Below are 14,304 nucleotides of genomic sequence, written 5' to 3'. Positions count from 1 at the left end.
GTCCCTGTTTTTTTAGGGTATAGGAGAATCGTCGATGGAAATGAATCAACAGAAACCCATCATAGAAGTCAAAGGTTTGACCTTTGAATACAGAAGTCATGATGAAGCCGATCTGATTGCCCTTAAAGAGGTAACCCTGAACGTTTCAAAGGGTGAGCACCTTGTGGTGATTGGCCACAATGGATCAGGAAAATCCACGCTGGCAAAGCATCTAAATGCACTGTTGCTCCCGACTGCCGGAACGGTTCTGGTAGCTGGCATGGACACGAAAAAACAGGAACTGCTCTGGGAAATACGACAGACGGCAGGCATGGTCTTTCAAAATCCGGATAATCAGATTGTGGCCACCATTGTGGAAGAAGACGTTGCCTTCGGGCCTGAAAATCTGGGGATTGATCCTGCTGAAATTGGAATCAGGGTAACCAATGCCCTGCACCGGGTAGACATGAGCGACTACAGGCATAAAGCACCACACCTCTTGTCAGGGGGGCAAAAGCAGCGCATTGCCATCGCCGGTGTGATAGCCATGAAACCGGCCTGCATCATATTTGATGAACCGACGGCCATGCTGGATCCTTCCGGGAGAAGAGAAGTGGTGAACGCCATTAGAAACCTCAATCGGGAAGAAGGCATTACGGTGATTCATATCACTCACTTTATGGAAGAAGCCGTTGAAGCACACCGGGTGGTGGTCATGGAAGACGGACAGCTGGTGATGCAGGGTACTCCCCGGGAAGTGTTTGCACGGGTGGATGAGTTGAAAGCCCTGGGGTTGGATGTGCCTCAGATGACAGATTTGGCAGCTGAACTCCGAAGTGAAGGCATTGATTTGCCTGAGGATGTGCTGACGGTGGAAGAGATGGTGAACCATTTATGTCAATTAAAATCCAAGAACTGACACATACCTATAACCCTGGAAGCCCGTTTGAAACCCATGCCCTGAAGAATATCAATTTGACCATTGAGCCCGGAGAGTTCATAGGGCTCATAGGTCACACCGGATCAGGGAAATCCACCCTCATTCAGCACCTGAACGGTCTTTTGAAGCCCACTTCCGGCAGTATCTGGATAGACGGGACGGATATTACGAAACCAGGGATTAAACTGAAAGATATTCGCAAAAAAGTGGGACTGGTTTTTCAGTACCCGGAATATCAGCTTTTTGAAGAGACGGTTGCAAAAGACATTGCCTTTGGACCGGCCAATCTAAACCTTGATGAGCAGGAGATTCAGAAGCGTGTCAAAGAAGCAATGGAAATGGTCAAGCTCCCCTATGAAGGTCTGAAAGACCGATCTCCCTTTGATTTGAGCGGAGGGCAGCGTCGCCGGGTGGCCATTGCAGGTGTGCTGGCCATGAAACCGGACATATTGATTCTGGACGAACCGACGGCCAGCCTGGACCCACGGGGCAGGGATGAAATTCTGGACCAGATAAAAACCCTGCATCGCCAGCAACAATTGACGGTCATCTTGGTTTCTCACAGCATGGAAGACATCGGGCGATTAGTGGATCGTATCATTGTCATGCATCAGGGAACCGTTGCCTTGACAGGCAGCCCCCGCACCATCTTTCAACAGGCAGAAATGCTGGAGGAAATTGGATTGGGAGTGCCGCAGATCACTCATTTAATGAAATCCATGAACCAACGGGGATGCGCATTGCCAGAAGATGTGTTTACCGTTGAAGAGGCAAAAGAAGTCATTCTGAGTTATTTGAGAGGGAGTCAGCATGCTTAAAGACATCACCATCGGACAACATTATCCCACGGGATCCCTGATTCACAGACTGGATCCCCGGACAAAGATCATCGGTACCTTTGTGTTCATGGCCGGGCTCTTTATGATCCGCGACTTTAAAGCCTACCTGGTGGTGATGGCACTTCTGCTGATGGTTATCACGGGTTCCAAAGTGCCCTTGCGGTATGTGCTCAAAGGACTTCGACCACTGATGGTGCTGATTATGGTTACCTTTTTCATCAATCTGTTTATGACCAGAGGAACCGTTTTTTTTCAGCTGGGACCAGTCAACATGACATGGGAAGGCTTGCGTCAAGGGGTTTTTATGGCCTTGCGCCTGATCTTTTTGATCATGGGAACCTCTATGTTGACCCTCACCACTTCACCCATCACCCTCACAGATGGCATTGAACATTTGCTGAATCCACTGAAAAGAGTGGGGGTACCTGCTCACGAGCTGGCCATGATGATGACCATCGCTCTCAGATTTATCCCCACACTCCTGGAAGAAACAGATAAAATCATGAAAGCACAGATGGCACGAGGCGCCGATTTTGAAAGTGGAAATCTCATTCACCGGGCGCAAAGCCTGGTGCCTCTGTTGGTGCCGCTGTTCATCAGCTCTTTCAGACGTGCTGATGACCTGGCAATGGCCATGGAAGCGCGGTGCTACCGGGGAGGCGAAAACCGTACCCGGATGAAAGCGTTGAAGTGGCAACAGGCAGATGCAGCAGGACTGGTGCTGATGAGTGCCTTTATGGGCATCATGCTCTGGCTCCGGTGGTATTAGAGCCCGTGAGCAGGAGGTTGCAGAAGAGATGCAGACCATTCGGATGATCATTGAATATGATGGAACAGGTTATTGCGGCTGGCAGATACAACCCAATGGGATCAGCATACAGGAAAAACTGACAGATGCTCTGACAGCTGTTACAGGAGAAAAAGTCACTGTTCATGGCTCAGGACGCACAGATGCAGGTGTTCATGCCCGGGGGCAGTGTGCCAGTTTCAAAACCAAAAGCCGCATCCCGGCGAACCGGTTTGCGCCGGCACTGAACACACATCTTCCGCCAGACATTTGTGTGCTGGAAACCCGTGAGGCATCACCAGACTTTCATGCCCGATACAGTGCCCTGGGCAAGGCATACAGTTATCATCTTCATGTGCATCCCCAAGGAAGCGCCCTGTTGAGAAATGCCGCATGGCAGCTGCGCCAGTGGCCAGATACAGCAAAGATGGAAGCTGCGTTGGAGATGATCACAGGCACTCATGATTTTGCGGCTTTTCGGGCTGCCAACAGCGATGTGAAAGACACGGTGCGTACAATTTGGAAAGCAAGCCTATATCACAGAGAACCGCATCTGAGGATCACCTACCAGGGTAACGGATTCCTTTACAAGATGGTGCGCATGTTGTCAGCGGCTGTGGTACAGGTTGGCCTGGGGAAAATGCCCCTGGAAGCGATCCGGGAGCGATTAAACCATCCGGCAGCAGACTACCGGAAGCTGACGGCACCGCCACAGGGACTCTTTTTGGACAAGGTGTATTATGAGGCCGAAGAATTGCCATTATTTTAGCGTTCCACTATTGACACAGCAGGATCCGTGTATTAGAATATGAGAGTGTGTCTAAAAGATCCCGCCCCGGGTCTTTAGTATAAAGCAACACAGCAGCGTCGGTGAAGCGCTGCAAGAGATGCCAGGTATCACACAGAATGATACCATTCAGCAGTCTTTATAAGGGAGGTTAATCATGAAGTCATATATGGCAAAAGCAAATGAAATTGAAAAAAAATGGTTTGTCGTTGATGCCGAAGGCAAAACCCTCGGTCGTTTGTCAACTCAAATCGCCATGATTCTGATGGGAAAACACAAGCCTGAATATACCAGCCACGTGGATACCGGTGATTATGTGATTGTCATCAATGCAGACAAAGTCACACTTACCGGTAAAAAATGGGACCAGGAGTTTCATGTACGTCACACTGGATATCCCGGCGGGCAGAGAAAGGTTTCTTTGCGAACAGTGCTGCAGAAACATCCGGAGCGTTTGATCGAGCATTCTGTGAAAGGCATGCTCCCCAAAAACCGGTTGGGTCGGCAAATGTACAAAAAGCTGAAAGTCTATGCCGGCACCGAACATCAGCATCAGGCACAAAAGCCTGAAATGCTGGAACTGTAGTCATTTTTCAGGAAAGGAGCGAATATAATGTCAAATGTTGTTTACTGGGGAACAGGCCGTCGTAAAACCTCTGTGGCCAGAGTTCGACTGGTTCCTGGACAAGGCAAAATCACCATTAATGATCAAGATCTTGAAGAATACATGGATTATGAAACTCTTCGCCGTGAAGTGAGAAGCCCGCTGACCATCACCAATACACTGAACAAGTACGACGTACTTGCCCGCGTACACGGTGGCGGTTTCACCGGTCAATCAGGTGCTCTGCGCCATGGGATCTCCCGTGCGCTGGTAAGAGCAGACGGTGAACTGAAAGATATTCTTAAGAAAGCCGGATTCCTGACACGTGATGCCAGAATGGTTGAACGTAAGAAATACGGTCTTAAGAAAGCCCGGCGTGCGCCACAGTTCTCCAAGCGCTAAGCCTATCAGACAAAACAAAACCCTCAACCTGTATCGGTTGGGGGTTTTCGATTTTGATGACTTTCGTTTCATATTATCAATGTATAGGCGCATCGTTGATTTAGTTTTCGATGCCTTTGCGGGCGTTGACACCTTTGGTATAATAGTGTTTGACTTCCTTCATTTCGGTTACCAGATCTGCTGCGTTCATGATGGTTTCCGGTGCATATCTTCCGGTAAGCACCAACTCCACATGGGCTGGTTTTTCAGCCATGAGAGCCAATACGGCCTCTTGAGTAAACAGCTGGTAATAGAGGGCCACATTGATTTCATCCAGAATGACCACATCGTATTCGCCGGCTTTAAGTATTTCCCGGGCTCTTTCCAGCCCTTGAAGTGCAATGCGTGTATCTTCCTCGGTGGGGTTGTTGCGAATGAAGCAGTCTCGCCCAAACTGTTCAATGACAAGCCCTGGAAGCCACTGAACGGCATTTAATTCACTGTAGACCATCCCCTTGATAAACTGACCCATAAACACTTTTTTTCCCGCGCAAATGGCGCGCAGGGCCAGTCCAAGAGCGGCGGTGGTTTTCCCTTTTCCGTTTCCGGTATACACCTGAATATAACCTTGATCTTTAACGGGCTCACGTTCGTTGGTAGACATGATATTCCTCCTTGATGATCTTTCCTGAATGAGCAATCACGAGTATTCATATTCATTATAGCCTGATCCGGGCAGGAAATCAAAAGAAGGTAATACAACGCGCCTGCATGAAGAAAACAAGGGATTCATCATGAGCCGGAATGCCAAGAGAACCGCATGAACATCGACAGCAATCCAAGGAGGGAGGAACCACATGATTGAACTGAATCTGACCACCCGGCATCGGGATCACTGGCTGGAAATCACCGGCGAAGTGGAAAGAATCATTGAGCAGCATCAATGGAAAGACGGGACAGTGATCATTTATGTGCCCCATACCACTGCTGGTGTGACCATCAATGAAAATGCAGATGCACATGTGACTGCCGATCTGATTCAAGTGCTGCAAAAACTTGTTCCCTGGGAAGACAACTACCGTCACGCCGAAGGTAATACAGCGGCCCATCTGAAGGCCAGCCTAATGGGCGCATCACAGACCCTGCTGGTGAAAAATGGCAGATGGCAGCGGGGAACCTGGCAGGGCCTTTACTTTTGTGAGTTTGACGGACCGCGGCAACGGAAAATATGGATTCAGTTTCAGCCAGTCATCAACAACTGACATACTGACTAATAGGAGGATTATTCATGGCATTATGGAAAGCGATTGTTTTGGGAATTGTTCAGGGATTGACAGAATTTTTACCAGTGAGCAGTTCCGGCCATTTGGCCATCACCCAACTGCTGTTAAATGTACCTGAAGACCGAATTTTCTTTTTAACCGTGATGCTTCATGTGGGAACGCTTTTTTCGGTATTGGTGGTTTACCGCCAGGATCTTTATCGTATCGTGGTGGCTTTTTTTCAGATGTGCAACGATCTGGTTCATCGACGGGGTTTGGGCCTTGAAAATGAATACCGCCGCCTGGGACTCTTTATCATTGTGGGAACCATTCCAACGGGAGTAATGGGACTTTTGCTGAAAGACGTTTTTTCAGCCTTTTACACTTCTCGGCTGGTGATTGGATTTTCGCTGCTGATCACCGGAACCTTGCTGTGGATGGCAGAAAGGTCGCAGCCAATCAAAACCCGAACCCGCAAATCGTTGCAGCAAATGACATGGAAAAATGCTTTTGCAGTGGGTGTCTTCCAGGGTTTTGCCATCACTCCGGGAATTTCCCGTTCAGGATCCACCATTGCCGGTGCGCTTTTTCAGGGAATCAATAAAGAAACGGCCACGCGCTATTCTTTCCTGCTGTCTTTTCCGGCGATTCTGGCGGCGACGCTGCTGGAAACCAAAGATGCTTTTACCTACGGCATGGGGGATGTGACAGTGCCGGTGCTGTTGGCGGGAATTCTGGCTTCTTTCCTGGCGGGGGTCTTTGCCATACGGGCACTGATTAATCTCATTAAAAAAGAGCGTTTGTACTATTTCTCCTTTTATACATGGGCCATCGGCTTGGGGACCATTGCTGCAGCGCTGATGTGGCGATAAAGAACTGCCGGGTGTGCTGCTGTGAAAATGAATCTTCACATAGGGTGCTGGCCGGTGAAACAGCTTAAATGCAATTAATGTAAGTGAATGTTGCATATTATTTTTCTCGCCAAATAAAATAGGTAAAAAGTACTGGAATGATGATTCGATTCACCGTATAATGGATATATAATTCCCTAGGGGTCTAAATGCCCTGCAGAGATAAACGGCGAAATGAAAGATAGACCGGTACGGAGGTGTACCCAGTTGAAGGAGTCTACAAAGATGCAACAGTCCACAGATGGTCATCATCTGGATAGATATGCCGAAAAATCTGTTGGCGAGCTGAATGCACTGGCGGAAAAAGTGGAAAGAAGCAACCCTGCTGATTCTTTGGCCTATGCACAGAAAGCCTATGCACTGGCAGTGGAAAGCGGCGATCTTTCCGGGCAAATGAAGAGCTTGCTGAACATAGGGCGCAGCTATTGGCTGGGTGGGAAGCTTAATCAAGCTGTTCAGGAGCTGACAAAAGGGCTGGAACTTGCAAAAGCGGTTGAAGAACACCGGTTGGAAGTAGAGATTCTAAATGCCCTGGGGAATGTTTATTTATATATGCAAAACTTTGATCGTACCCTGGAATTCTACGGCCAAGGTTTAAAGTTGGCAGATGCCATTCATTATGAACGGATGGCTGCCGGGTTGCTGAACAACTTTGGAGAAGTGTACAAAATACTCAAAGACTACGGCACGGCCCTGATGTATTACCATGAAAGTTTATCCCGTCATAAACGTCATCAGCGAAGAGCTGACATGGCATTCCCTTTGGTGAACATTGGGATGGTTTATTGTGAGATGGGAGATCTGGAAAAAGCCCGGCAGTACGCCGGGGAAAGTCTTCAGGTAAGCAGGCTGGAAGATCATTTTGTGGGGGAGGGCTACAGCCTTCATCTCATGGGAAAGATCGCCCACCGTCAAGGCTTGCTGGAGGAGTCAATTGAACTATACCAGCGATGTTTAAATATCCTCTCTGAAACAGCAGACGTGAACCTTCGCCTTGATCTATGCGTTGATTTGTATCATGCAACAAAAGAGGCCGGCGATTCGCATCAGGCACTTACTTATCTTCTTCGCGGATTAAGTATTGCCAAAGGGCTTGAGATTGATATTCTCATAGTGAAGTTTTACAGCCTGATTGCCACACATTATGAGGCAGAGGGCGACTTGGGCAAAAGCGTGCTTTATTATAAGAAATATCATAACATCCATAAACAAATGGCAGAGGTTGAGCAACAGAATAAGCTGAGAAGCATTGCCTTCCAAATGGAAGCTGATGAATATCTGGAGAAGCACCGGGCCTACGAGGTTTTGACCGAACAATTGAAAGAACAGGCCAGTAGATTGGAACTGCAGTCGAAAGCATTGAAGCAGTCCTATGAGCAAATGCAGATTATCAGTGAAATTGGTCAAAAGATCACGGCAACTTTGAACATTAACCATGTTTTTGAACAGATATACCAACACACCAATAGCCTTATGGAGGCGGATGTGCTGGGGATTGGTGTTTACCGGAATAATGAAGATGTGTTGGAATACCCTTTTTACATGGAAAAAGGACAAGTGATCCCCACGTTTTCCATCCCGCTGTCCAGTGAAACAAGTTATGCAGTCTGGTGTTTAAAAAATCGTCGGGAAGTTTTTGTCAACGACCTTGAAAATGAGTATCAGCACTATATCAAGGGGTATGAAAGCACCAGCGGAGAACTCATGCCCTCGCTGTTATTCTGCCCGTTGATGGTCAACGAACAGGTGATTGGTGTGATGACAGTACAAAGCCGGCGAAAAGATGCCTATACGCAATATAATCTTGACACTTTGCGCATACTGGCATCTTATGCTGCCATCGCCATTAACAATGCCAGACAGTCTCAGGAACTGGCTCAGGAAGTGACCATTCGCCAAAAGACACAACAAGAACTTGAAAAACTGAATCGCCAGCTGAAAGAACTGTCAGAGATCGACAGTCTGACAGGTATTGCAAACCGCCGAAAATTAGATGCGTATCTGCAAGAGGAATGGGAACGCTCTCGGCGTGATCAGCTGCCAGTTTCTTTGATATTGGTAGATGTGGATTATTTTAAAGCTTTCAACGATCAGTTTGGACACCAGACGGGTGACCGTATTCTGGTGGATGTGGCAAAAACATTGGAACAATCACTGCGGCGGAAAACAGATTTTATTGGGCGCTACGGCGGTGACGAGTTTGCTGTGGTATTACATAATACCGACAGAGGAGGTGCGGTTCAGCTGGCAGAGAAAATCGTTGATAACATTGATGATCTGGCCATCCCTCTGGGAGAAAAGCACGAGCAAAACTGTTTGACGGTGACGCTGGGTGTGGCCACGCTCATACCATCAAGCTTGTATTTTCCGGATCAACTGATTCATGCGGCTGATCTGGCCCTCTATCAGGCGAAGGATCGAGGAAGAAACTGCGCGGTTCACTTTGATGAGCTGAGTGCTGGAAACAACGATCGCAAAGCTTCTCTTTTTTGCAAACCTTCATAGACCGACATCGGCGGTTTCTTCAAAAAACAATTGATTAAGCCTGCAAGAATGTGGTATTATATGAGTAAGGAAAGGTGGCCGAAGCCTTGAGGCCAATACCTTAACTGCAGAGACGTCTGAAGATGCGAATTGGCGTTCGCAGATAAGACACATGAAGTTCGTCACTTCCTTAAAATGACGAAAACGCATATCTGGTTTTAAGCACCATCAAAGCAAGATCCGAGCAACACCAAAGCAGCATCGGTTATTTGATCCTAACTGAAAAGTCAGGAGGTATGTGATATCCTGGATACAAACCTGGACACAACTGAATACAAAGGCAATAGAAGAGGTCTCTGCAGTTGACAGGGTTTGTTGTACCAACAATGAATCCTGTTCCTTTTTTTTGTCCTTTTCTTTTTTGCCTTTTATGAAACCGGTGGAAATGATGGGGTTTACTGCCGGCTTTTGTGTTTTTTGAAGGTGATTGGGTAAAAGGACCATAGTTGATGACGATGAAAGAACCATGGAAAATGAGAAGCGATGATACTTTTGGGCTTCTCGTTTGTGGGAACCTGTTTCAAGATCAGAGGGATTTCAGGAAAGAGAAGGTGGATCACTTCTTGGCGGATGAATTGACATTTTCGCAGCAACCATTGGAAAGGAATGAAGAATGATGGTGGCAACAGATAAGCCGAAACGACATGGCGAACCATACGAAAAAGATAAATACATCGCTTACTTTTGTATGGAATATGGACTGGCATCCCATTTCAAGATTTATTCCGGTGGCTTGGGCATTTTGGCTGGAGATCACCTGAAAGCAGCAAAAGATGCGGGAGTTCCGTTGGTGGGTATTGGCATTAAATGGCAGCAGGGTTATGTGGAACAACGCATGACGCCGGAGGGCCAGGTGGTTGACTGCTACCGATCGTTAGAAGGATCATCCCTTGAAGATACGGGGATCATTGTGCATGTCACCATCAGAGAAGACCGGGTACCGGTGAAAGTATGGAAAACAGAAGCCTTTGGCAATGTTCCCCTCTATCTTCTGGATACAGCGGTTTCTGAATCGCCCTACCACTGGGTGACCCGACAGCTTTATGGTGGCACCGAAGAAGAACGGGTGGCCCAGGAAATCGTATTGGGAGTAGGTGGTCTGCGGGCTTTGCAGGCGCTTAAAATACCAGTGATAACTTATCATTTCAATGAAGGTCATGCGGTGCTGGCGGGGCTGGCGCTGCTACGGGACAAAATGGATAGGGGAGCAGATTTTCATAGTGCATGGAGTGACACCCGGCAACAAATCGTGTTTACCACCCATACCCCCATACCTGCAGGCAATGAATCCCATCCACTTGCCCGGCTGAGGTACATGAGTGCCCATCAGGGACTCACCATTGAGCAACTGGCAGAAATTGGAGGTACTCCTTTCAACATGACCGTTGCAGGTCTGCGTCTTTCGCGACAGGCAAATTCGGTGGCAGCGTTGCATCTGGAAACGACGAAATCCATGTGGCGCAGCGTCAAAGGAAAAGCACCCCTTATCAACATCACGAATGGTGTTCATGTGCCCACCTGGATGGATGAGCGTCTGAATCGTTCCTCACTGACGGTGGCCCATGTCAAGCGGGTTCATTCAGAAAATCGCAGTGAACTGCTGGAGCTGGTGAAAGAACGAAAGGGCATCCAGTTGAACCCACAGGGACTGGTGGTGGGTTTTGCCAGACGGGCAGCCCCTTATAAACGAAGCGATCTGATTTTTTCACAGATGGAACGCATTGAACCTTTACTGAAGCAGCAGCGGCTGCAACTGATTTTTTCCGGCAAGGCACATCCCATGGACAGTAAAGGAAAGGAAATGTTGAAGAAACTGGCGAAGGTTCAACAACAGCATCCCCAGTCGGTGGTGTTTCTGGAAGACTATGACATGGCACTGGGGGCTCTCCTCACACGAGGGTGCGATATCTGGCTTAATAATCCACAAAGACCCAAGGAAGCCTGTGGCACGTCTGGAATGAAGGCAGCCATGAACGGCGTGATGAACGTGAGCATACTTGACGGCTGGTGGCCCGAAGCCTGTCGCCATGGTGTGAATGGCTGGGCTATTGGTGATGAACAGGTGCCTGCCACAGAAACAGCCCAGGACCAGCGGGATGCGGAAGCGCTTTATCAGGTGCTGTTGGAAGAGGTGCTCCCCTGTTTCGAAGACCAGCATGAACGATGGTCGGAAATGATGGTGGCCAGTATCATGGATACCAGAGAAGCTTTTTCAGCGGAACGCATGATCAAGGCCTACTGCAGGGAGCTGTATCACTTGGCTCAAGAATAATATGCCAGGCTATTGCCAATAGCAACAAGACATGAATATAAACGAAGATAACATCACCCGAGGACTGAATGACATTAAACAGCTGGTAAAAAATGGAAGCAAAGGGCTGACAACAGATGACCAAAGACGCTAATGCAGGATTGCTGCTGCATATCTCTTCACTCCCGTCACCCCATGGTGTGGGTGACATCGGCGCTGCAGAAAGAATGCTCCTCCCTTTTCTGAAAAAGACAGGGAATCGTTTCTGGCAGATACTGCCTTTGAATCCGGTGGGGTACGGTGATTCTCCTTACCAGAGTTTTTCTGCCTTTGCAGGCAACGAAGATTTTATCAGCCCTGAGAAGTTGACCGCTCGGGGCTGGTTGCACTGTGAGGAGATGGCAGAACCGCCTGACTTTCCTGAAACCAGAGTAGATTTTCTCCGAATGAGAGAATGGAAAAGTCAGCTGTATCATCTGGCCTATCAACGATTCAAGAGACAAAATAAGCCCAACGACTACCACCGGTTTATTGAAGAACAACGATGGTGGCTGGAGGACTATGCGCTCTTCGCGGTCATTAAAAAAAATCAAAAACTGCGACCCTGGCAAGAGTGGCCTGAAGAGTTGAGAAACCGGTCGGTGAAGGGGTTGCGCCTTTTTCAGGAACAACACCTGAATGAACTGGAATACGTTGAATTTCTGCAATATTGTTTTCACACCCAGTGGCAGGAAATGAAGAAGGTTTTCTGGGAGAACAACATACGGCTCATTGGTGATCTTCCCATCTTTGTTGCTCATGACAGTGCGGATGTGTGGGCTGACCCACAACTTTTTCAACTGAATCCAGATGGCACACCGGCGGTGGTTGCAGGAGTTCCTCCCGACTATTTTTCCAGAACAGGACAGCGGTGGGGCAACCCCCACTATCGGTGGGATAAAATGATGAAAGACGATTTTAGCTGGTGGCGAAAGCGCTTGCAACATTTGATGGAATCTGTGGATATGATTCGCATCGATCATTTCCGGGGATTTGAAGCTTACTGGGAAATTCATGCAACTGAACCCACGGCAGTAAGAGGCCGTTGGGTGAAGGCGCCGGGGATGGCACTCTTTCGCTCGCTGGAAAAGCACCTGGGGGAACTGCCGCTGATTGCTGAAGATCTGGGAGTCATTACTCCGGAAGTGGAGGCGCTGAAAAAAACCTTTGGATTTCCTGGCATGAAAATTCTGCAGTTTTCTTTCGGTAAAAAGACAAAAAAGAAAGAAAGGCCGGCATACTACGAAAAACACACGGTGGCCTACACAGGCACCCACGATAATGACACCCTGGTCGGCTGGCTGAAAGAAAAAGCATTTTCGGATGTGGGGATTCGGGAAATATTGAAACGCTATCATCGCATTAATCCGGAAAAAACATCTGAAGAAAACTGTCAACAACTGATTCGGCTGCTGATGCATACAAATGCAAAAACGGTTGTCATTCCACTGCAGGACTACCTTTGCCTGGGAACGGCTGCCAGAATGAATTATCCCGGAACCATTGGTGGAACCAACTGGCAATGGCGGGCGACAGAAGAGCAACTGTCAGATTCAGCCTTGCAGCATTTCATTTACCAAGTGATCGAAGAAGCACAGCGTCATTCGAAAAGTGGCGTTAACGGAAGACAATAAAAAGCAACCGCTTCCCCGATGATTAGGGGCAAGCGGTTGCCTGTTTTGAGAGTATTTGTGAGGCTGGTGATGGTACTTGCGTGTGAGACGTGCTTACGCATCATGTTGAATACCTGGCGACAAAATGACTGAAACAGCTGCATGATTATCAAGTCTTTAAAGACAAGACACTTGCGGGCACCAGGTTGGAACGCTGAAAGCTTTTAATCAATGCATACGTCAGCACGGTATTGATGATTGTGACAATGCCATGACTGGCTAATCGTGCCGGGAATAAGATGCTGAAACCCGTTCCCAACAGGTGAGTCAACCAGATGGTGTTGAGTAAGCCGGAAATCAGCAGATACACCAACAGGTTGGCAACCACCACATTCAGCAGAGAAAACCGGCTTTTTCCAACTTTAAGACTCCAAAGCATGACCAGCCCTGGAATTAAACCGGTTAAGCCGGCACTGAGAGTGAATCCCGGATGATAGGCGCCGCCGTGGGAGTTAATGAGAAAACCCAGCAAATCACTGACGATACCGGTCATCAAACCGGCGGCAGGCCCCAGCAATAACCCTGACAGAATCAGTGGAATGTTGCCAAAACTAAGCCGGACGCTGTTGTTAAAGAGCATGATTGCGCCGACCCGGGAGAGGATAATGTTAATCCCCACAAAAAACGAAGCCAGCACCAGTGCCTTTGTCGAAATGCGAAAACCGTTTGATTGAACCATGTGCACACCTCCTTTCACTGTAGTGAGGCGATGACCCCACATCAGAGAAAGAAGTACAAAAACGACACTGCTTCTCAAATGTGGCAGCGGATGCAACATTATACCGCGAATCATGTCATTCTTCGTTTGAGAGCAACTTCCCATCTCCCAACACTTAACGCATAATGTCTACTCTGCCTCTGTCCTTATCTTATCGTATCCGTCATCATATGTAAAGAGGACTGCTGGTTGTCGAAAGCAGATGTCGTGAAGCGCTAAACGACTTGGAGAAATGAAGAAAAAGAAATCCAAAATGAAAAATAAATCAATACCTTCCTTTTAATGTTAAATTATATGGGTATTAACCATATGCGGCATGAATACAAAGTCAAATACCAGGCAAAAAAATCGATAGAATCAGTTGACACCCCCAGGTAAAAATGGTATATTAAATGAGCCGCTAAAAACGCTTTGGCGGACGAAGCCCAAAGCGATAAGCGGCTTTAACGTTCTTTGAAAACTGAACAGCAGGAAGAAGCGAAGAGAACCAAAAGAAGCCAGAATCTGAAAAGAGACTGGGTTTGGGAAAAAAATTCTAATAAGAGTTTGATCCTGGCTCAGGATGAACGCTGGCGGCGTGCCTAACACA

At 47.9% G+C, this 14,304-nt stretch carries 15 protein-coding genes and 1 riboswitch; of the genes, 12 read left to right on the top strand and 3 right to left on the bottom strand.

Going from position 1 to position 14,304, the window contains the following annotated elements; genetic code table 11:
• Positions 1-34 precede the first annotated feature (34 nt).
• From QOL74_RS16725 to rpsI, 6 genes are all read left to right on the top strand, one after another.
• Complete coding sequence (locus QOL74_RS16725; protein ID WP_430383882.1) at positions 35-898, top strand: energy-coupling factor transporter ATPase; 864 nt, start codon at positions 35-37, stop codon at positions 896-898.
• Complete coding sequence (locus QOL74_RS16720) at positions 874-1,737, top strand: energy-coupling factor transporter ATPase (RefSeq protein ID WP_283410645.1); 864 nt, start codon at positions 874-876, stop codon at positions 1,735-1,737. Before QOL74_RS16725 ends, QOL74_RS16720 begins: the two co-directional genes overlap by 25 nt.
• The gene (locus QOL74_RS16715; protein WP_283410644.1) at positions 1,730-2,527 is read left to right on the top strand and encodes an energy-coupling factor transporter transmembrane component T family protein; all 798 of its coding nucleotides are present in this window, start codon (positions 1,730-1,732) and stop codon (positions 2,525-2,527) included. Before QOL74_RS16720 ends, QOL74_RS16715 begins: the two co-directional genes overlap by 8 nt.
• A 28-nt stretch (positions 2,528-2,555) precedes the next feature.
• Complete coding sequence (gene truA, locus QOL74_RS16710) at positions 2,556-3,314, top strand: tRNA pseudouridine(38-40) synthase TruA (RefSeq protein WP_283410643.1); 759 nt, start codon at positions 2,556-2,558, stop codon at positions 3,312-3,314.
• Positions 3,315-3,486: 172 nt separating this feature from the next.
• Positions 3,487-3,918 (top strand): 50S ribosomal protein L13, encoded by a 432-nt coding sequence (rplM, locus tag QOL74_RS16705; protein WP_484477166.1) that lies wholly within the window; start codon positions 3,487-3,489, stop codon positions 3,916-3,918.
• 27 nt (positions 3,919-3,945) lie between these two features.
• Positions 3,946-4,338: a 30S ribosomal protein S9 gene (rpsI, locus tag QOL74_RS16700; protein WP_283410641.1), complete on the top strand. Its 393-nt coding sequence runs from the start codon at positions 3,946-3,948 to the stop codon at positions 4,336-4,338.
• Positions 4,339-4,438: 100 nt separating this feature from the next.
• Here rpsI and QOL74_RS16695 read toward each other — a convergent pair whose 3' ends face one another.
• Entirely contained in the window at positions 4,439-4,981 is a 543-nt protein-coding gene (locus QOL74_RS16695; protein WP_283410640.1) for a cob(I)yrinic acid a,c-diamide adenosyltransferase, read from the bottom strand.
• Positions 4,982-5,174: 193 nt separating this feature from the next.
• On the opposite strand from QOL74_RS16695, the gene QOL74_RS16690 reads away from it, so the two are divergent.
• The 6 genes from QOL74_RS16690 (at position 5,175) to malQ (ending at position 12,958) form a co-directional block, all read left to right on the top strand.
• Entirely contained in the window at positions 5,175-5,579 is a 405-nt protein-coding gene (locus QOL74_RS16690) for a secondary thiamine-phosphate synthase enzyme YjbQ (RefSeq protein WP_283410639.1), read from the top strand.
• Between the two features lie 26 nt (positions 5,580-5,605).
• The gene (uppP, locus tag QOL74_RS16685; RefSeq protein ID WP_283410638.1) at positions 5,606-6,451 is read left to right on the top strand and encodes an undecaprenyl-diphosphatase UppP; all 846 of its coding nucleotides are present in this window, start codon (positions 5,606-5,608) and stop codon (positions 6,449-6,451) included.
• 264 nt (positions 6,452-6,715) lie between these two features.
• Complete coding sequence (locus QOL74_RS16680; protein WP_283410637.1) at positions 6,716-8,995, top strand: sensor domain-containing diguanylate cyclase; 2,280 nt, start codon at positions 6,716-6,718, stop codon at positions 8,993-8,995.
• Between the two features lie 488 nt (positions 8,996-9,483).
• Positions 9,484-9,651, top strand: a complete 168-nt coding sequence (locus QOL74_RS16675; RefSeq protein ID WP_283410636.1) for a hypothetical protein — start codon at positions 9,484-9,486, stop codon at positions 9,649-9,651.
• The gene (glgP, locus tag QOL74_RS16670) at positions 9,648-11,306 is read left to right on the top strand and encodes an alpha-glucan family phosphorylase (RefSeq protein WP_283410635.1); all 1,659 of its coding nucleotides are present in this window, start codon (positions 9,648-9,650) and stop codon (positions 11,304-11,306) included. The genes QOL74_RS16675 and glgP overlap by 4 nt, the downstream gene beginning before the upstream one ends.
• Positions 11,307-11,422: 116 nt before the next feature.
• Positions 11,423-12,958 (top strand): 4-alpha-glucanotransferase, encoded by a 1,536-nt coding sequence (gene malQ, locus QOL74_RS16665; RefSeq protein ID WP_283410634.1) that lies wholly within the window; start codon positions 11,423-11,425, stop codon positions 12,956-12,958.
• Between the two features lie 148 nt (positions 12,959-13,106).
• On the opposite strand, the gene QOL74_RS16660 is transcribed toward malQ, so the two are convergent.
• Both QOL74_RS16660 and QOL74_RS16655 read right to left on the bottom strand, forming a co-directional pair.
• A complete protein-coding gene (locus tag QOL74_RS16660; protein ID WP_283410633.1) occupies positions 13,107-13,676 on the bottom strand; it encodes a folate family ECF transporter S component in 570 nt (189 codons plus the stop codon).
• Between the two features lie 82 nt (positions 13,677-13,758).
• Positions 13,759-13,854, bottom strand: a riboswitch (THF riboswitch).
• Between the two features lie 218 nt (positions 13,855-14,072).
• On the bottom strand, positions 14,073-14,304 hold a 232-nt coding region (locus tag QOL74_RS16655), incomplete at its 5' end, for a hypothetical protein (RefSeq protein WP_283410632.1).

This window comes from Anoxynatronum buryatiense (genome assembly GCF_900182905.1).
Classification (GTDB): Bacteria; Bacillota; Clostridia; order Peptostreptococcales; family Tindalliaceae; genus Anoxynatronum; species Anoxynatronum buryatiense.
The sequence above is the reverse complement of the archived record's forward strand: the minus strand, read 5'-3'. Positions and strand labels throughout refer to the sequence as shown.